We start from the raw sequence: 18922 nt of genomic DNA on the forward strand, positions 1-18922 counted from the left end.
TTTGCGGATTGTCTGCAGAATGCGCGGACAGGGGGGCGATCTGCGGGGTTTGGTGACGTACGCATACCCCCACCGGGCCCGCGTAGGCTGGACTCCACCCTTGCCCCGTCCAGTCCCGTGAGGTGTCCCGTGTCCCCGCGTCGCAACCGCCCCAAGGGCGATGGTCCGTCGGGTTCGTCAGGCCGCAGCGCCGACGAGGACCGCTCGGGCCGTTACGGCGGCTGGCAGTCCAGCGAGCCCTGGCAGGGCGAGGAGTGGAGCGTGCGCCATGTGGCGGGCGCGAGCGCGGTGGGCAAGACCTACCGCTGCCCCGGCTGCGATCAGATGATCCCCTCGGGCGTGCCGCACGTCGTCGCCTGGCCCGAGCACTCGGGCGTCGACGAACGCCGCCACTGGCACAAGGCGTGCTGGAACGCGAAGGACCGCCGCACCACGCGGGTGCAACGGTCCCGTAACGCGCCGAAGTTCTGACCATCCGGACTCCGGTTTCCGGACCCCGGACCCGGACCCCGGACTCCAGGTCCGGGGTTCGGTCGCACGTCGTCCTACACGTCCCGCTGCTCCAGCAGGGCGTACGCGCCGACGAATGCGGCCCCCGTCAGCGCCAGCATGATCCACAGCGGGTCCCAGCCGGACGGGCCGGAGGAACCGAGTTCCGCGTTGTAGAAGACGCCGAGCTGGCTCGGGATCGAGTAATTGAGCAGGAACTCCTGCACGTTCCGCAGCGACTCCGAGAACATGAAGATCGCGATGACCAGCGGTGCGAGGAACACCCCGAGCATGATGGTGATCGCGCCCGCGGAGTGCCGGATCAGCGAGCCCATGAGCAGCGACAGCAGCCCGAACAGCGAGAGGAAGAGGCTCACGCCGACCGTGGCCTTGAACCACTCCTCACCGGTGGGATTCGCGGCCCCGTTGCCCTCCAGGATCGCCACCTGGGCGAAGCCGACGAACGCCGTGGTCACCAGGGTGACTGTGAACGCGAGGCCGAAGTACACGATCGACTTCGCCGCGAGTACCCGGCCGCGGCTCGGGCACGCGGTCATCGTGGTCCGGATCATGCCGGTGCCGTACTCGGACGCGGTGCTCAGCACGCCGAGCGTGATGAGGCAGACGCTGCCGAGCATCAGTCCGAACAGACCGAGACTCAGCGGGGATTCGCCCTCCAGGCTCATGTCCGTGGAGGCGGCGATGAGGGCGAAGAGCAGGCCGAGGCCGATCAGCAGGACGATGTAGACGCCCAGCGTCCAGATCGTCGAGCGGACCGACTTGATCTTCGTCCACTCGGAGCTGATCGCGTGCCCGAGGTGCGTGCGCACCACCGGGATCGGCGAGGTGTACGAAGTGCCCGGCGCGCCCTGCCAGTTGGGGGCGGGCGGCTGTTGGGTGAGGGGCGGCTGGGGCGTGCTCATCGGGCGTCCTCGGACTTCTTGGTCAGGTCGGCGGCGGGCGCGGCGGACGGCTGCGCGGGGGCCTGGGGCGCGGCCTGGGCGTACGGGTTCGGCTGCGGCTGACCGGGCGCCGGGGCGCCGGGCGCCGGAGCCCCGTACGGGCCGGCGGGCGGCTGGCCCTGCGGCATCGGCTGACCCTGCGGGGGCGCGTACGGCGGGCCGCCGTGCTGCGGCGCGGGCGGGGCGTACCAGCCCGCCTGGCCCTGTCCCGGCACCGGCATCGGCGGCTGCGCGCCGGGCGGCAGGGGCTGCTGGAGACCGGCCTTCGGGTCGATCGTCGAGCGGTAGTCGACGGCACCCTGCGTCATCCGCATGTACGCCTCCTCCAGCGAGGCCTGGTGCGGCGACAGCTCCCACAGCCGTACGTCGGAGTCGTGCGCGAGGTCGCTGATGCGGGGGAGCGGCAGACCGGTGACGCGCAGCGCGCCGTCCTGCTCGGGCAGCACCTGGCCGCCCGCCTCGGTCAGCGAGGCCGTCAGCTTCTCGCGCTGCTGAGGCTCGGTGTCCGGCGTCCGCACCCGCGCGAAGTCCGCGGAGTTCGCCGAGATGAAGTCCTTCACGCTCATGTCGGAGAGCAGCTGTCCGCGCCCGATCACGATCAGGTGGTCGGCGGTCAGCGCCATCTCGCTCATCAGGTGCGAGGAGACGAAGACCGTGCGGCCCTCGGCGGCGAGCGCCTTCATCAGGTTGCGGACCCAGAGGATGCCCTCGGGGTCGAGGCCGTTGACCGGCTCGTCGAAGAGCAGCACCTGCGGGTCGCCGAGCAGGGCGGCGGCGATACCGAGCCGCTGGCCCATGCCGAGCGAGAAGCCCTTGGAGCGCTTCTTCGCCACGTCCTGGAGGCCCACCACGCCCAGCACCTCGTCGACCCGGCGGGCCGGGATGCCGGAGAGCTGCGCCAGGGACAGCAGGTGGCTGCGGGCGTGCCGGCCGCCGTGCACCGCCTTGGCGTCGAGGAGGGCACCGACCTGCCGGGCCGCGTTCGGCAGTTTCCGGTACGGGTAGCCGCCGATCGTCACCTGCCCGGAGCTGGGATTGTCCAGGCCGAGGATCATGCGCATCGTCGTCGACTTGCCCGAGCCGTTGGGCCCGAGGAAGCCGGTGACGGCCCCCGGCCGCACCTGGAAGGAAAGGTTGTATACGGCCGTCTTGGCGCCATAGCGCTTCGTCAGGCCGACTGCCTCGATCATGCTCCGCACCCATCGAACGGTTCAGGACGTCTCAGGACGTCGGGGCACCCGCCCCCGTTAAGGATTAGGAGCTTATCCGGGCATTGACGGTTCCGGCCAAGGAGAAGTAAAACCACGCAGGTCACAGGAGAGTCGCTTGGCATGTACGTATCGCCTGGTCAGTCCCCTGATCACGCGTCACGTTTTTTCAGCAGCAGATAGCCGCCGGCCAGCGCCGCGACCGTCCACAGTGCCATGATCCCGAGGCCGCCCCACGGCCCGTACGGCGTGTCGTCGTCGACCGGGGTGACCACCTGCATGATCTTGCTGCCGGCCTGGTCGGGCAGATACCGGCCGATCTTCTCGGTGGCGCCGACGTTGCCCAGGATGTTGGAGATCAGGAAGAAGAACGGCATCAGGATGCCGAGCGACAGCATCGGACTGCGCAGCATCGCCGCGACGCCCATCGAGAACACGGCGATGAGGGTCATGTAGAGCCCGCCGCCGAAGACCGCGCGCAGGACGCCCGGATCGCCGAGCTCGGCCCGGTGCTCGCCGAGCATCGCCTGTCCCAGGAAGAACGTCACGAAGCTCGTCGCGAGCCCCACCACGAAGGCGAGCCCGGTGGCCACCGCGATCTTGCTGAAGAGGAAGGTGCCCCGCTGCGGCACGGCGGCCAGCGAGGTGCGGATCATGCCGGTGCTGTACTCGTTCGACACCACCAGCACGCCGAACACGATCATCGCCAGCTGCCCGAGGGTCATTCCCGCGAAGCTGATGAAGGTCGGGTCGAAGGACAGCTTGTCCTCGGCGCCGAGGTTGTCGAACTCGTGCTTCGACAACAGCGAGATCAGCACGCCGAGGGCGATCGTGACGACCACGGCCAGCGACAGCGTCCACACCGTGGACGCCACCGACCGGATCTTGGTCCACTCCGACCGGACGACCTGGGTGGCGGCCATGCTCAGCCCTCCCGCTTCCAGTCGCCGCCCCAGTCCTGTACGGGGGCGCCCGGCGGGGCGGTGTCGTGCGCGTGGTACTCCACCGACTCGGCTGTCAGCCGCATGAACGCCTCCTCCAGCGAGGCCTGCTGGGGGCTCAGCTCGTGCAGCACGATCTGATGCCGCGCCGCCAGCTCCCCGATGTGCTCCGGCTTGCCCCCGTCCACCTCCAGCGTCCCGCCGCCCGTCTCCACGGCCACCACCCCGGCCCCGCGCAGCACATCGAGCAGCCGCTCCCGCTGCGGCGTACGGATCCGTACGTACGACCGCGAGTTCTGCTGGATGAAGTCCGCCATCGAGGTGTCGGCGAGCAGCCGCCCCTGTCCGATCACGACCAGGTGGTCGGCGGTCAGCGCCATCTCGCTCATCAGGTGCGACGACACGAACACGGTCCGCCCCTGGGCCGCGAGGGACTTCATCAGGTTGCGGATCCAGTGGATGCCCTCGGGGTCGAGGCCGTTGACCGGCTCGTCGAACATCAGGATGCGCGGATCGCCGAGCAGCGCCCCCGCGATCCCCAGCCGCTGCCCCATCCCCAGCGAGAACCCCTTCGCCTTCTTCCGCGCCACCGACGTCAGCCCGACCGTGTCCAGCACCTCGTCGACCCGGGCCCGCGGGATCCCGTTGCTCTGCGCGAGACAGAGCAGATGATTGAACGCGTTCCGGCCACCGTGGACGGCCTTGGCGTCGAGCAGCGCGCCGATGTACGTGAGCGGGTCCCTGAGGCCGTCGTAGTGCGTCCCGTCGATCCGCACGTCCCCGGCCGTCGGCCGGTCGAGCCCGAGAATCATCCGCATCGTCGTCGACTTCCCGGCCCCGTTCGGCCCGAGGAACCCCGTGACGATGCCGGGCCGCACAGCGAACGTCAGATTATTGACCGCGACTTTCTCCCCGTACCGTTTGGTCAGCCCATCGAGCTCGATCATGCGGCCACGCTAAAACGCCCCCTGGACGCCTGCCACCGGAGTACCGCCCAACCCCCGCCCCGCAAGAGGCCCGCGGAACTGAGCGACCAGCCCCGTACGGCCGGCAGCCGCGACACGAGGCACAACCCCGCGCTACTGGGCGGCCCGGCGCCGACGCCGGGCCTGGGCGACCGGGGACGAGGGGCCGCCCCCGTTCAGGGGCGCGGGGAACTGCGCGTCCAGCCAAGTACGGCCGGGCAGCCGCGATACAAGGCGCGCCCCCAGCCGCTTGGGCGCCGCACGGACACCGAAGGCCCGCACCCCCGAGGGGATGCGGGCCCAGGTGCCTCTTCCGGCTGCTGCCGTCAGGCGATCGTGTTACCGGGACTGCTGCGCCGGCACCCCGCGCGAGATCGGCTCGTCGTCCGCCACCGGCGTCCCCGCGGCGGCCACAGCCGCACCGGTGAGCGTCGCCAGCATCTCGCGCACGTTCGTGAGCTGCGCGTTGATCGAGTCGCGGCGGTTGGTGAGGGCCGCGAGCTCCCGCTCGGATTCCGAACGGATCCGGTCCGCCTTGGCGTTCGCGTCCGCGACGATGTCCTCGGCCTGACGCTGTGCGGTCTCCACCGTCTGGCGGGCGCGGCGCTCGGCGTCGGTGCGCAGCTTCTCGGCCTCCAGGCGGAGCTGCTCCGCGCGGTGCTCGATCTCCGCGAGACGCTTCTCTGCCTTCTGCTGACGCGACGCCAGGTCGCGCTCGGACTGCTCGCGGCGCTTGGCGAGGTTCGTCTCGAAGTCGGCGGCGGCCTGCGCGGCCTTGGCGCGGGTCTCCTCGAAGAGGGCGTCCGCCTCCTCGCGCTTGGACTGCGCGTCCTTCTGCGCCTCGGCACGCAGCTGCGAAGCGTCGCTCTTGGCCTTCTCGACGATCCGGACGCCCTCGTCCTCGGCCTTGGCCTTGCGCTCCGCCGAGAAGGACTCGGCGTCGTTGCGCACCTGCTGGGCCGCCGACTCGGCGAGCTCGCGGTGCTGCTCGGCGGCGCGGCGGGCCTCCTCGCGCAGATCCTTCGCCTCCTCCTCGGCGAGGCGGAGGATCTTCTCGACGCGCGCGCCGAGACCGGCGTAGGACGGCTCCGCGTCGGTGACCGCGGCCTGGGCGTTCTGCGTTTCGAGGTGGAGCTCCTCGATGCGCTTCTCCAGGGCGGTGATGCGAGCGAGAGCGGAGTCACGGTCGGAGACGAGCTTGGAGATACGTTCGTCCACCTGAGCGCGGTCGTATCCACGCCGCACAAGCTCGAAGCCGTAGGGGGAAGTGTCGCTCATGGGGTTCCTGTCGAATGAGACCGGTGAGGTGATAGGTGGAATCCTAGGGGGCGAAGCGGCGTGTCATCGAGCAGATGCACGTTTGATCTGGAGAATGACACCCCTTTTGGGTGGCCGACCATCGGAATACTTGCCGGAAACTTTGCATAAAGGCCCTGGCAAGCACAGAACGAGCACAAATTGGTGTCTGTAGCGCTAAGGGCGGCGCGGGAAGATACCCGCAACGCCCCGGAACCGCTAGCCGTCTGACGACTTGCCACCCGATCGAGTCGCACCGGCTGCGGCGCCCGTCTTGACTCCACCGTCCTTGCCGCTCGACGGGGCCTCAAAAGACTCCAACGCCACCAGGACGTCCTGGACACGGGAAATCTCCGCATTGATGTCCTCGCGGCGGCGGACCAGCACCTCCAGCTCGCGCTTGCCCTCCTCGACCGTGCGGCGGGCCTCCCGGATCGCCTCGGCCTTCAGTTCCTCGGCCTCGCGGATGAGCGTGGACTTCTTCTGCTCGGCCTCCTTCAGGAGACCCTCGGCCTTCTTCACGGCGGCGATACGGACCTTGCCGGCCTCGGAGTTGGCCTCGGAAACGAGCTCCTTGGCCTTCGCCGTCGCCTTCTCCAGCTGCTCCTCGGACGCCTTGATGAGCGCGTCGCAGCGGTCGCCGGTCGTCCGCATCGTCTCGGACGCCTCACGCCGGGCCCGCTCGTGCAGCGCCTCGATCTCGGACGTGATGCGGTCGCGCAGCTCCTCGGCCCGCTCCCTTATGGCGGTCGCGTCCCGGCGCGCGCCGACCAGCAGCTCGTCGGCGTCCGTACGGGCCTTCTCCACCGTGGAATTGCCCTCGACGGTCGCCGTGGAGACCAGCCGGTCGGCCTCCTTGCGGGCCGCGCCGACCATGGAGTCGGCCTGCCCCTCGGCGTCCGCGGTGGTCTTCAGGGCCTGCGACTGCGCCTCGGCGAGCAGCTTGTCGGCCTCGGCCGCCGTCTCCGTGATGAGCTTGTCGACCTGCTCGGCGGCCTCGGAACGCCGCTTGTTGGCGGCCGTACGGGCCTCGTCGAGGGTGCGGTCGGCCTCCTCGCGCGCATGCGACATCAGCCGGTCGGCCTCCACCTCCGCCTCGGCGCGCGCCCGCTCGGCGTCGGCCCGGACCCGCTCGGCGTGCTGCCGCGCGGAGCCCACCGTCTCGGCGGCCTCGGCCCGCAGCCGCTCGGCCTCGTCGGTGGCCTCGCCGACCAGCCGGTCGGCCTTGCCGACGGACTCGGCCCGTACGCGCTCGGCCTCCTCGTTGGTCTCCCGGGTCAGCCGCTCGGCCTCGGCGGTCACCTCGGCGATGAGGGTGTCGGCCTGGGTGGCCGCGTCCGAGCGGATGCGGTTGGCGTCGTCGCGGGCGTCCGCCCGGGTGCGCGAGGCGTCCTGGTCGGCCCGCGCGGCGGTGTCCGAGGCCTCGGTGCGCACCCGCTGGGCGTGCTCGGCGGAGTCGACGCGGATCCGCTCCGCCTCCGCGATGGCCTCCCCGACCGTGCGCTCGGCGAGCGCCTTCGCGGCGTCCGTCTCGTCCCGCGCCTCCCGGCGGACCCGGTTGGCGTCCTCGGTGGCCCGCTCCCGCTCCGCGTAGGCGTCGGCGCGGACCCGGTCCGCCTCCTCCTCGGCCTCCCGGCGCATACGGTCCGCCACATGCTCGGCGGTGTTGCGCAGCCCGGCGATCTCGTCCTGCGCCTGCTCGTGCAGCCCGGCGACGGAGTCCCGGACCTGCTGAGCGTGCTGCTCGGCGGCCGACACCATCTCGTTGGCGCGCCGCTCGGACTCCTCGACCAGCCGTACGGCCTCGGTCTGGGCCTCCTCCACGCGTTTGCGCGCCGAGGCCAGCAGCTCCTCGCTCTGCTCCCGGGCCCGCTCGCGCTCCTGGTCGGCCTCCTGCCGCGCCGAACCGAGCAGCTCCTCGGCCTCGCGGCGCCGACGGGCGGCCTCCTCCTGCGCGGCGGCCAGCGTCTCCGAGGCCTCCGCGCCGAGCCGCTCGGCCGCGGCCTGCGCCTCGGCCCGCACCCGGTCGGCGGTGTCCTGCGCCTCGGACTTCAGCCGCTCAGCCTCGGCCGCGGCCTCCGACCGCAGCCGTACGGCGATGGCCTCGCCCTCGGCGCGGGACGCCGACGCGTCGGCCGCGGCGGAGTCACGCAGGCGTTCGGCCTCGGCCTCGGCCTGCGCCTGGAGCGTACGGATGCGCTCGGCGGCCTCGCCGCGCAGCCGGTCGGTCTCCTCGGCGGCCTCGCGGCGGATCCGCTCGGCCTGCGCGCGGGCGTCGGTGAGCGCCTCCTCGGCGGAGGCGAGCCGCGCCTCGGCCTCGGTGTGCAGCCGGGTCAGCTCCTCGGCGGCCTCGCCCTTGCGGGCCTCGATGCCGCGCTCGGTCTCCTCGCGCAGCTCGCGGACAGCGCGCTCGGCGTCGGCCTTCAGCTCCTCGGTCTGCTCGGCGGCCTCCGCGCGGTACCGCTCGGCCTCCTTGCGGGTGCGCTCCAGGGTCTCCTCGGCCTGACGGCGCAGCGTCGAAGCGCGTTCGATGGCCTCGGTGCGGACCTTCTCGCTGTCCGCGGTGGCCGTCTGGCGCATCTCGTCGGCGTCCGTGCGGGCCTTGGCGAGCAGCTCCTCGGCGGTCTTGGCCGCCTCCTCGATCTGCTGCACGGCCTCGCGCCGGGCCTCGGACCGGATCCGCTCGCCCTCGGCGACCGCGTCGGAGCGCAGCTGCTCGGCCTCGCCGCGCAGCCGGCGCGCCTCCTCCTGCAGCTCGACCGTCTTGGCGCGGTACTCCTCGGTGTCGTCCTTCGCCGTGCCCTTGAGCTGCTCGGCGAGGTCGTGCGCCTCGGCGCGCAGCCGGTCCGCCTCGGCCTCGGCCTCCGCGCGGATGCGCTCGGCCTCCTCGGTGGCGGCCTTGGTGGTGTTCTTGGCCTCCTCGGACGCCTTGTTCAGTACGTCCTCGGCGGTCTTGGCCGTCTTGGCGAGCTGGGAGGCGGACTCCTCCGCGGTGATCGAGCGGGCCTTCTCGGAGGCCTCGGCGACGATCTTCTCGGCCTCGGCCTTGGCGTCCGCGACGACTTCCTCGGCGGACGCCTTGGTGGCCTCGGCCTCCTTCGTGGCCTCCTTGACCAGCCGGGCGACCTGCTCCTTGGCCGTACGCGTGCGCTGCTCGTTGGTCGACTCGGCGGTGGAGAGGGACTTGGCCGCGTTCTCCTTCGCCTCGGTGACCACCTTCTCGGCCTCGGCGCGCGCCTCGCGCAGGGCCGCCTCGGCCTCCGCCGCGCGCTGCTCGGCGGCCCGGCTCAGCTCGGTGGCCTGTCGGCGGGCGGAGTCCGACTCGGTGGCGGTGGAGGAGCGCAGCTGCTCGGCGTGCTCGGTGGCCTCCTGGGCCTGGCTGGACGCCGCGTTCAACAGCCGCTCGGCCTCGGCGCGGGCCCGGCGCAGGATCTGGTCGGCCTCGCCGCGGGCCGCCTCCGAGTCGCTCTGGAGCCGCTGGCGGGCCTCCGTGGTGAGCCGCTCGGCCTCGGCGCGGGCGGCGGCCAGCGCCTGCTCGGCCTCGGCCCGCGACTCGTCGACGAGCCGGCGGGCCTGGGACTCGCTCCGGGCGCGGAGCTGCTCGGCCCACGCCACGTTCTCGTTGACGTGCGACTCGACGGTCTGGCGGCGCTCGGACAGCTCCTGGTCGAGCTGCTGGCGGCGGGTGACCGCCTCCTGGTGCAGCTCCGCCTGGAGGCGCGCGGCCTGCTCGGCGTGCTCCTGGAGGATCCGCTGTGTCTGCGCCCGGGCCTGGCTCAGCTCCCGCTCGGCGTCCGTGCGCAGCTGGTCGGCCTGCATCTGGGCCTGGCGGAGCATCTGCTCGGCCTGGTACCCGAGGTCGCCGCCCCCGGTGTCGTAGGCGGGCCGGGACATGAGGGTGCGGCGCGCCTCGTGCAGCTTGGCGCGCAGCACCTCGACCTGGTAGCCGAGGTCCTCGGCGTGCTGGATCGCCTTTTCCCGCTCGGTCTTCAGCCGCTCCATCTCGGCCTCGAACCGAGAGAGGTGGTCGACGTCAGCCGCCGGCTCTCGCTCCTGGCGTTCGTAGCCCCGCACTGCGCGGTCCCATCCGTCCCCTGGTCGCAACCTCTGGCAAATGAGCTCCGTCCAACCGCCGAACGGGGCTCCCGGGGAATGGTGTCAGATCAACGGCGGAGCACGGGCTGCCGCCCTAACCCTCGTCCCCCGAAACCTGGACCCCGGCCCTTGGATCCCGCTCGACGAAAGTCGGCAGGACCCGGGCCGTCCCCCTCGAAGGCGACGGCCGACCCCAACCCTACCGGCCCATATGTACGGGGGTCAGTGCTCAGGTGACTCAACTGGCGCCGAAGTGACCAGTTCTGTCAGTACGCCATGGCAATCCTTGGGGTGCAGAAAGGTGATCCGTGACCCCATGGAACCGCGTCGCGGCTCCTCGTACAGGACGCGTACGCCCTTGTCCTTGATCGCGGCGGCCTCGCCGTCCACGTCCGCCGTGCCGAAAGCGATGTGGTGGACCCCCTCACCGTTCTTGGCCAGCCACTTCGCGACGGTGGAGTCCTCGCGGGTCGGCTCCAGGAGCTGGAGGTAGGAGGCGCCGCCGTCGTCCGTGCTGTTGATCTTGAGCATGGCCTCGCGCACGCCCTGCTCCTCGTTGACCTCGGAGTGGAAAACCTCGAAGCCGTACGTGGCCCGGTAGAACTCGACGGTGGCGTCGAGGTCGAAACAGGCGATCCCGATGTGGTCGATTCGCGTCAGCATGGTGTTAGTGCAGCGCCCCGGAGGTGGTTACGCAACGTGCCAGCGATCACACCGACAGCTGGGTGACGGCACGGAGTGCCACTCAGTACATTCGAAGTAAACCCTCGTTCACTCCTCAGCTGTGCAAGCTGGAAGGGGATCGCACCTCATGACTGGAACGAACGGCAGGACCTCGGTGATCGTCGCGGGCGCCCGTACGCCCATGGGACGGTTGCTCGGTTCGCTGAAGTCCTTCTCCGGAGCCGACCTCGGTGGCTTCGCGATCAAGGCCGCCCTGGACCGTGCGGGGATCGGTGGCGACCAGGTGCAGTACGTGATCATGGGCCAGGTGCTCCAGGCCGGGGCAGGGCAGATCCCGGCACGCCAGGCCGCCGTCAAGGCGGGCATCCCGATGAAAGTGCCCGCGCTCACCATCAACAAGGTCTGTCTCTCGGGCCTGGACGCCATCGCGCTCGCCGACCAGCTGATCCGCGCCGGCGAGTTCGACGTGATCGTGGCCGGCGGCCAGGAATCCATGACGAACGCCCCCCACCTGCTCCCGAAGTCCCGTGAGGGCTACAAGTACGGGGCCATCCAGATGCTCGACGCGATGGCCCACGACGGGCTCACCGACGCCTTCGAGAACATCGCCATGGGCGAGTCCACCGAGAAGCACAACACGCGTCTCGGCATCCTCCGCCCGGAGCAGGACGAGATCGCCGCCCAGTCCCACCAGCGGGCCGCCGCGGCCCAGAAGAACGGCCTCTTCGACGCCGAGATCACGCCGGTGGAGATCCCGCAGCGCAAGGGTGAGCCGGTCGTTTTCAGCCAGGACGAAGGCATCCGCGGCGAGACGACCGCCGAGTCGCTGGGCAAGCTGCGGCCGGCCTTCGCCAAGGACGGCACGATCACGGCCGGGTCCGCCTCGCAGATCTCCGACGGCGCCGCCGCCGTGGTCGTCATGAGCAAGGCCAAGGCGGAGGAGCTGGGCCTTGAGTGGCTCGCCGAGATCGGCGCCCACGGGAACGTGGCGGGTCCGGACAACTCTTTGCAGTCGCAGCCGTCGAACGCCATCCAGCACGCCCTGCGGAAGGACGGCCTGGCGGTCGCCGATCTCGACCTGATCGAGATCAACGAGGCCTTCGCCGCGGTCGCCGTGCAGTCAATGAAGGACCTCGGCGTGTCCCCGGAAAAGGTGAACGTCAACGGTGGTGCGATCGCCCTGGGCCACCCCATCGGCATGTCGGGCGCGCGTCTCGTGCTCCACCTCGCGCTGGAGCTGCGTCGGCGCGGCGGCGGTGTCGGCGCGGCCGCGTTGTGCGGTGGCGGCGGGCAGGGTGACGCGCTGATCGTGCGGGTACCCACGGCCTGAGGCCGTACTTCGCAGGTGTACGTGGCTACTCGGAACGGAGCTGTGATGCAGGACGTCCCCACGCTGGTGGCACAGGCCAGGGAAGGGCGGCCCCGGGCCGTCGCCCGGCTGATCTCCCTGGTGGAGGGGGCGTCCCCGCAGCTCCGCGAAGTCATGGCGGCGCTGGCCCCGCTCACGGGCGGGGCGTACGTCGTCGGCCTCACCGGCTCGCCGGGTGTCGGCAAGTCCACGTCCACGTCCGCCCTGGTGACCGCGTACCGGCGGGCCGGCAAGCGGGTCGGCGTGCTCGCCGTCGACCCGTCGTCCCCCTTCTCGGGCGGCGCCCTCCTCGGCGACCGCGTCCGGATGTCCGACCATGCCTCCGATCCCGGCGTGTACATCCGTTCGATGGCGACGCGTGGGCACCTGGGTGGCCTTGCGTGGGCCGCCCCGCAGGCGATCCGGGTACTGGACGCCGCCGGCTGCGACGTCGTCCTGGTCGAGACGGTGGGTGTCGGCCAGTCCGAGGTCGAGATCGCGTCCCAGGCGGACACGTCCGTGGTGCTGCTGGCGCCTGGCATGGGCGACGGCATCCAGGCGGCCAAGGCCGGGATCCTGGAGATCGGTGACGTCTACGTCGTCAACAAGGCGGACCGGGACGGTGCGGACGCGACCGCGCGCGAGCTGAACCACATGCTGGGCCTCGGTGAGTCCCGGGGGGCCGGGGACTGGCGGCCGCCGATCGTCAAGACGGTGGCCGCGCGGGGGGAGGGGATCGAGGAGATGGTCGAGGCGCTGGAGAAGCACCGGGCGTGGATGGAGGAGCGGGGGGTGCTGGTGGAACGCCGTCGGGCTCGGGCCGCGCATGAGGTCGAGACGATCGCGGTCACGGCTCTGCGGGAGCGGATCGGTGACCTTCATGGCGACCGTCGGCTCAGCGCGCTTGCCGAGCGGATCGTGGCGGGGGAGCTGGACCCCTATCGGGCGGCGGACGAGCTGGTCGCCGGGCTGACGCGGGGCTGAGCCGAGGAGTTCTTCTCGCCCCGCGGAAATCCAGCCCCTCCGGCGTTCGAGGAGCGGGGTCCGGGGCGGAGCCCCGGGGTGGGACGGGTAGGGGCGGCGGGGGCGAAAGAGCTTTGGGCGCTGTTAAGTTGGGCCGCATGTTCCATCACCTTGCGTAAGGGCGGCCGGTCTCCGGCGTCCCCCTTTCGACCTCCAGGTGAGGAACCTTCCGCATGCCCTCGTACGCCGCGGTCCTCCGCATCCCCCATGCCCGCCGCACCTTCACCACCGCCCTCGTCGGCCGGCTCTCCTACGGCACACTCCCGCTCGCCCTCCTGCTCACCGTGACCCGCACGACGGGCTCGTACGCCGTCGCCGGCACGGTCATGGCCCTGTTCGGCGCCACCAGCGTCTTCCTGTCGCCGGCGAGGGCCGCGCTCGTCGACCGGTACGGCCCACGCCGCGCGCTGCTGCCGATGGCCTCCCTCTACGCCGTACTGCTGGGCACACTCGCCGCAGCCGCCTGGCGGCCGGGAGCGTCGGGTGCGCTGCTGGGTGCGATCGCGGTGGCGGCGGGCGCCTGTACGCCTCCGCTGGGACCGACGATGCGTACGGTGTGGATCGAACTCGCCCTGGACCGGGCCCTGTTGCGGCGCGCGTACAGCCTCGACGGGGTCGCCGAGGAACTGTTGTTCGTGTCGGGGCCGTTGGTGGTGGGCGGGGTGGTGCGGTTCGCCGCTCCGGCCGCCGCGCTGGCGATGGGCGCCGTACTGGTGGCGGCGGGGACGGTGGGGTTCGTGACCTCCCCGGCCGTGGCACGGATGACGGGCGGCGGACCGGCGCCGAAGGAGCGCGGGGGGCCGCGTGTCGTGGCGGGGATCGTGCCGCCCGTCGTCGCGGCCGCCGGCGTAGGGCTGTCGCTCGGCGCGCTCGACCTGCTGGTGCTGGCCTTCGCCGAACAGCGCGGCCACGGCGACTCCACGGTGGCCTGGATCTTCGCCGCGCTGTCGGCCGGCAGTGCGGTGGGCGGCCTGCTGTACGGGGCGGTCGAGTGGCGCTCCGGCGCCCGGGTGCGGCTGGCGCTGCTGACGGCGGGCCTCGGGCTCACCCTCGTCGCCGCCGGGCTCGCCTCTGGTCTCGCCACCCTCACCGGCGCCGTGGTCTGCGCCGGTCTCTTCGTCGCCCCGGCCCTGACCACCGCGTACCTGGTCGCCGACGACACCGCCCCGCCGGGCGCCCGTACCCAGGCCGGTGCCTGGGTCAACACCGCTGTGAACGCCGGCTCTTCGGCGGGCGCCGCCACTGCGGGCCTCCTGGTGGCCCACGTCTCGCCGGGCCTCGGCTTCGCCTGCGCGGGCGGCACGGCGCTGCTCGCGGGGGCCGCCGTGAGCGTGGGGCGGCGGCGGGCCCCTGCGGTGGCACCGGCGGAGGGCGTGGTGGAAGGCGTACGGAGCGACCCCCGGTGACGGCGGCAGGGGCACCCGGTGACGGGTGCCCCTGCCGGGGTGGGGGGAGGTGTCAGTCGTTCGAGCGGTCGGCCGTGACCTTGGCCGAGTCGAGGTTCACGCGCCAGTCGCTGCCGGTGCCGTCGGCGGCGGTGGTGTCGGCCTCCCAGGCCTGGTCCCTGCTGTCCTCGTCGAGGTCGACGGAGGTCACCGTGCCCTTGGCGGCGGCGGCCTCGGCGGCCTCGGCGGCGGTCACGGAGCTGCCGTTCAGCGCGGCTCGGATCTGCTTCGTCTCGGCGGCGTCGTCACCGTCGTCGTCCGTCTCGGTGTGAGAGCCGAGCACCTTGCCGGTGGCCGGGTCGATCTGGATGCTGTGCCAGGCACCGCCGTCGGTGAGTACGTCGACCTCCCACACGTGGGCGTTGCCCTCGTCGTCCAGGTCGGCCGAGACCGCCGTACCCTTCGTGTCCTTCAGCGCCGCCTTGATCGCGTCGGCGGCCGTGATCTGTCCGGCCTTCGCGTCGGCGGCGTTCTCGGCCTTGTCCTCGGCGTCCTCGTCCGTGTCGCGGGCGGCCTTGTCCTCGGCGCTGTCCCGCGTCGTGTCGACGGTGTCGTCCGTGTCGTCGACGTCGTCGCGGTTGTCGTCGTTCGACACCGTCACGGACTTGTCGGCCGGCGCCTCGTCGTCACCCGAGACCGCGATGGCGGTCGCGGTGCCGCCGCCGATCAGGGCCGCGGCCGCGATGGTGGCGATGACGATGTTGCGCTTCATGGGATTCCTCCAGGATGCGACTGGCTGCGACCAGTGACGGATGGTTTCGCCGGTTGCAGTCGGCTTGTGTGCCTCGTCTGCTTTCGACGAGGACCAATCTGGCCGAGCGACGCTGAAGCGGACCTGAAGCCCCCTGAAGGCCGCTTCAGGTTCGGTTTGCCAAGCTGAACGCATGCGCCTGTTGATCGTGGAAGATGAGAAGCGGCTCGCGGTGTCCTTGGCCAAGGGGCTGACGGCCGAGGGGTACGCGGTGGACGTCGTCCACGACGGCACCGACGGTCTGCACCGGGCGAGCGAGGGGTCGTACGACCTCGTGATCCTCGACATCATGCTGCCCGGCATGAACGGCTACCGCGTGTGCGGGGCCCTGCGCGCCGCCGGCCATGACGTGCCGATCCTGATGCTCACCGCCAAGGACGGCGAGTACGACGAGGCCGAGGGGCTCGACACGGGCGCCGACGACTATCTGACCAAGCCGTTCTCGTACGTCGTCCTCGTCGCCCGGGTGAAGGCGCTGCTGCGGCGGCGCGGCCCGGCGGGCGGGGCCTCGCCCGTGCACGAGGTCGGCGATCTGCGGGTCGACACCGCCGCCCGGCGGGTGTTTCTCGCGGAGGACGAGATCACCCTGACGGCCAAGGAGTTCGCCGTCCTCGAACAGCTCGTGATGAGAGCCGGTGAGGTCGTGTCGAAGTCCGAGATCCTGGAGCACGTCTGGGACTTCGCCTACGACGGCGACCCGAACATCGTCGAGGTCTACATCAGCACCCTGCGCCGCAAGCTCGGCCCCGCGCTCATCAAGACCGTACGCGGGGCCGGATACAGACTGCAGGCCCGCTCGTGAAGCGCCGACTGGGTTCGGTGCGGGCCCGCGCCTCCCTCGCCGCGACCGTCGTCGTGGCTGTCGCCCTGGTCGCCGCGGGCGCCGCCGTACTGCTCTCGCTGCGGTTCAGCCTCATCGACCAGGCGGACGCCGAGGCCGACTCCGTGGCCCGCAACGCGGCCTCGGCGCTGTCGAACGGGTTCGCCTACGACCGGCTGAACCTGCCGGACGGCGACGAGAACCCCGTCGAGGTCCTGGACCGCAGGAACAAGCCCGTCGCGGTCGGGGAGGACGTCGAGGGCATGAGCGTGAGCGGCGCCGCCTCGGACCGGCTGAACTCCATCACCAACGACGACGCCGACGACAGGGACGAGGGCGAGAAGGAGACGGACGACGAGGACACTCTCGCCGCCGGCCGGATCGGCGACGAGACCTGGTACGGCGAGGGCACCGCCACCGTCGAGGGGGACACGGCGGAGTACCGGTTCGCCGCGGTCGACGTGGTCACGCCCGGCGGCGCCCCGCTCACCGTCTACGCGGGCGCCCCGCTCTCCACCGCACAGGACGCCGTCAGTACCGCGTTGACGACGATGCTCATCGGGCTGCCGCTGCTGCTGCTGACGATCGGCGCGGTGACGTACGCCGTCACCAGGCGGGCCCTGCGCCCCGTCGAGGGCATCCGCTCCGAGATGGCGGCGATCACCGCCTCCGAGGACCTCTCGCGACGCGTTCCCGAACCGGACACGCACGACGAGATCGCCCGCCTGGCCCGTACGACGAACGAGACGCTGGCCGCGCTCGAGTCCTCGGTGCAGCGGCAGCGCGCGTTCGTCGCCGACGCCTCGCACGAACTACGCAGCCCGATCGCCTCCCTGCGCACCCAGCTCGAAGTGGGCGCCGCCCACCCCGCGCTGCTGGACCTGGACGGGGCGGTCGCGGACACCGTACGGCTGCAGAGCCTCGCCGCCGACCTGCTGCTGCTCGCCCGCCTCGACGCGGGGGAGCGCCCGCCGCCGGACGCCCGCTTCGACCTGGCGAAGGTCGTACGGCAGGAGGTGGCCGCCCGTGCCGGAGTGACCCTGGACGGTGTCGACTCCCTGGAGCTGCGAGGCTCCCGCAACCAGATCTGCCGCGTCCTCGGCAACCTCCTGGACAACGCCGAGCGCCATGCCGGGGACCGGGTCGCCGTCACCCTGCGCACCGCGCCCGGCTGGGCGATCCTCCAGGTTACCGACGACGGCTCCGGCGTACCCGAAGCCGACCGCGACCGCATCTTCGAACGCTTCGTCCGTCTGGACGAGTCCCGCGCGAGGGACGACGGCGGCGCCGGCCTGGGCCTGGCGATCGCCAAAGACATCGCCGTACGCCACGGAGGCACCCTGACGGCCGGCGAGGCCCCCGGCGGAGGAGCCCTGTTCGAACTCCGGCTACCCCGGGAGACCTAGGGCGCGGGGAACCGCGCGACCGGCCACGACGGTCCCGCGGCCGAACGACGTCCCGCAGTACCCCGGCGCTCATACGGCGGACCCAGCGGAGCGCTACGGTTTGCCGCGGTGGCTGCGCAGATGCTCAGCGATGGGTCCCAGCGACTTGTGCAGCTCCTCCAGCGCCTCCTCCGGCAGCAGGTCGATGAAGTGCCGCCGGACGGACGCGACATGATGCGGCGCGACCTTCTGCATGGTCTCCATGCCGTGCTCCGTCAGCACGGCGAACAGCCCGCGCCGGTCGGACTCGCAGTTCTCGCGGCGCACCAGATTCCCGTTCTCCATACGGGTGATCTGGTGCGAGAGGCGGCTCTTGGACTGGAGGGTGGCGGCGGCGAGATCGCTCATGCGCATCCGCCTGCCCTCCGACTCGGAGAGGTTCACCAGGATCTCGTAGTCGTTCATTGTCAGGCCGAACGGCTGCAGATCCCTTTCGAGCTGGTGCGTCAACAGTCTGTTGACGTCCAGGTGGGTGCGCCAGGCGCACTGCTCCGCATCGGTCAGCCAGCGCGTGGCCGTCTCGGTCTCCATGAATGAAGTCTACCTAAAAGGTTGAAAGGCGAACTAGTGAGGGTATTTCTGTGGTGCGGCTCTGGAGCGTGACAACGACAACGCGCACACGTTCGATGTCACACTCCGCAGACTACCGCTCACAGCCCGAAGCGACGCTGGAGGTCCCCCAGCTGTCCGGGAAGGCGCGGTGCGCCGGCCGGCTGTCCGTGATGACCGGATACCCCGCCGCCGCCGGGTACGCCCGGCTCGTGCGGGACCATGCCCGTGGCCTGCTCGGCCATGAGGGTCTCGGAGGACTGGAGCAGGACCGTGCCCGCCCCGACGAACTCGAACTGGTGCTCCTCGCCGGAGGCCCCGCCGAGCCCCGTCATCGCACGTAGGCCACCCATCACCCCTGTCATGTACCCATGGTCGTAGTGGTGGCACGGGGAGGGGCAGTCGGCCCATCCGACCAGGGCCTGCGGATCGACCCGGATGGGCGGTTCCATGAAGACCACCGGCCCGTTGGAGGCGGCCACGAACTTCCCCGTACCGATCAGGGTCAGGAAGCCCGGAACGATCGACTGCTTCAGCGCGAGAGTTGGCTGAAAAGCGAGGAGATTGCCCGAGCGAATGGTCAGGTTGCCGTTCTCCAGGTCATACGAATTGACGTCGAAGGCCCGGTCGGCGAGGAGCATCTTGCCGGAGCCCTCCGCCACCACCCAGTCGCTCGCGTGCAGAGGCGAATGGAACGACGTACGGACAAGACGGTCGAGACGGCCGTGCCCGATGCCGTTGAACTCCATCTGGCCGTAGTAGGCGATCATCTTCCCCTTCTGCAGGAACCACTGGCTCCCCTTGAGCTCCACGCAGAAGGTGTAGTTGTTGACGTTGTCGTCGGACGGCAGCGTCATCGGGTCGTGGACGGTCGGGCCGGCGCCCGGAGCCCCGTACATGC

General features: G+C 71.3%; 16 protein-coding genes. 6 read left to right on the forward strand and 10 right to left on the reverse strand.

Annotation, left to right across the window (positions count from 1 at the left end; translation table 11 throughout):
• The first annotated feature begins 129 nt into the window (after positions 1-129).
• Positions 130-471 (forward strand): Rv1322 family protein, encoded by a 342-nt coding sequence (locus I8N67_RS16505; protein WP_200303861.1) that lies wholly within the window; start codon positions 130-132, stop codon positions 469-471.
• Positions 472-545: 74 nt separating this feature from the next.
• On the opposite strand, the gene I8N67_RS16510 is transcribed toward I8N67_RS16505, so the two are convergent.
• The 7 genes from I8N67_RS16510 to mce form a co-directional block, all read right to left on the reverse strand.
• Positions 546-1412 carry an ABC transporter permease subunit gene (locus I8N67_RS16510; RefSeq protein WP_200303862.1) on the reverse strand — a complete coding sequence of 289 codons (867 nt, stop codon included), beginning with the start codon at positions 1410-1412 and terminating at the stop codon, positions 546-548.
• The gene (locus tag I8N67_RS16515; protein WP_200303863.1) at positions 1409-2641 is read right to left on the reverse strand and encodes an ABC transporter ATP-binding protein; all 1233 of its coding nucleotides are present in this window, start codon (positions 2639-2641) and stop codon (positions 1409-1411) included. The genes I8N67_RS16510 and I8N67_RS16515 overlap by 4 nt, the downstream gene beginning before the upstream one ends.
• A gap of 170 nt (positions 2642-2811) precedes the next feature.
• The gene (locus I8N67_RS16520; RefSeq protein WP_200303864.1) at positions 2812-3582 is read right to left on the reverse strand and encodes an ABC transporter permease; all 771 of its coding nucleotides are present in this window, start codon (positions 3580-3582) and stop codon (positions 2812-2814) included.
• 2 nt (positions 3583-3584) lie between these two features.
• Positions 3585-4547: an ABC transporter ATP-binding protein gene (locus I8N67_RS16525; protein WP_200303865.1), complete on the reverse strand. Its 963-nt coding sequence runs from the start codon at positions 4545-4547 to the stop codon at positions 3585-3587.
• A gap of 357 nt (positions 4548-4904) precedes the next feature.
• The gene (locus I8N67_RS16530; protein WP_200303866.1) at positions 4905-5843 is read right to left on the reverse strand and encodes a coiled-coil domain-containing protein; all 939 of its coding nucleotides are present in this window, start codon (positions 5841-5843) and stop codon (positions 4905-4907) included.
• 237 nt (positions 5844-6080) lie between these two features.
• Positions 6081-9935, reverse strand: coding sequence for a polarized growth protein Scy (gene scy / locus I8N67_RS16535; RefSeq protein WP_200303867.1), 3855 nt, complete (start codon positions 9933-9935; stop codon positions 6081-6083).
• Positions 9936-10178: 243 nt separating this feature from the next.
• A complete protein-coding gene (gene mce, locus I8N67_RS16540) occupies positions 10179-10619 on the reverse strand; it encodes a methylmalonyl-CoA epimerase (RefSeq protein WP_200303868.1) in 441 nt (146 codons plus the stop codon).
• A 148-nt stretch (positions 10620-10767) separates the two neighbouring features.
• Here mce and I8N67_RS16545 point away from each other — a divergent pair, with 148 nt between their 5' ends.
• From I8N67_RS16545 to I8N67_RS16555, 3 genes are all read left to right on the forward strand, one after another.
• A complete protein-coding gene (locus tag I8N67_RS16545; protein WP_200303869.1) occupies positions 10768-11970 on the forward strand; it encodes an acetyl-CoA C-acetyltransferase in 1203 nt (400 codons plus the stop codon).
• A 45-nt stretch (positions 11971-12015) separates the two neighbouring features.
• A complete protein-coding gene (gene meaB / locus I8N67_RS16550; RefSeq protein ID WP_200303870.1) occupies positions 12016-12972 on the forward strand; it encodes a methylmalonyl Co-A mutase-associated GTPase MeaB in 957 nt (318 codons plus the stop codon).
• A 212-nt stretch (positions 12973-13184) separates the two neighbouring features.
• The gene (locus tag I8N67_RS16555) at positions 13185-14417 is read left to right on the forward strand and encodes an MFS transporter (protein ID WP_200303871.1); all 1233 of its coding nucleotides are present in this window, start codon (positions 13185-13187) and stop codon (positions 14415-14417) included.
• Positions 14418-14469: 52 nt separating this feature from the next.
• Here the strand turns inward: I8N67_RS16555 and I8N67_RS16560 are convergent, their stop codons facing one another.
• Positions 14470-15168 (reverse strand): PepSY domain-containing protein, encoded by a 699-nt coding sequence (locus I8N67_RS16560; protein WP_200303872.1) that lies wholly within the window; start codon positions 15166-15168, stop codon positions 14470-14472.
• A 172-nt stretch (positions 15169-15340) separates the two neighbouring features.
• On the opposite strand from I8N67_RS16560, the gene I8N67_RS16565 reads away from it, so the two are divergent.
• On the forward strand, positions 15341-16009 hold the full coding sequence (locus I8N67_RS16565; RefSeq protein WP_200303873.1) for a response regulator transcription factor: 669 nt from the start codon (positions 15341-15343) through the stop codon (positions 16007-16009).
• Positions 16006-17433: a sensor histidine kinase gene (locus I8N67_RS16570; RefSeq protein WP_200303874.1), complete on the forward strand. Its 1428-nt coding sequence runs from the start codon at positions 16006-16008 to the stop codon at positions 17431-17433. The genes I8N67_RS16565 and I8N67_RS16570 overlap by 4 nt, the downstream gene beginning before the upstream one ends.
• Before the next feature lie 93 nt (positions 17434-17526).
• Here I8N67_RS16570 and I8N67_RS16575 read toward each other — a convergent pair whose 3' ends face one another.
• Positions 17527-18003: a MarR family winged helix-turn-helix transcriptional regulator gene (locus I8N67_RS16575; RefSeq protein ID WP_200303875.1), complete on the reverse strand. Its 477-nt coding sequence runs from the start codon at positions 18001-18003 to the stop codon at positions 17527-17529.
• 119 nt (positions 18004-18122) lie between these two features.
• Positions 18123-18920: an AIM24 family protein gene (locus tag I8N67_RS16580; protein WP_200303906.1), complete on the reverse strand. Its 798-nt coding sequence runs from the start codon at positions 18918-18920 to the stop codon at positions 18123-18125.
• Between the last annotated feature and the right edge of the window lie 2 nt (positions 18921-18922).

It is taken from the genome of Streptomyces adelaidensis (assembly GCF_016598475.1).
GTDB lineage: Bacteria > Actinomycetota > Actinomycetes > Streptomycetales > Streptomycetaceae > Streptomyces > Streptomyces adelaidensis.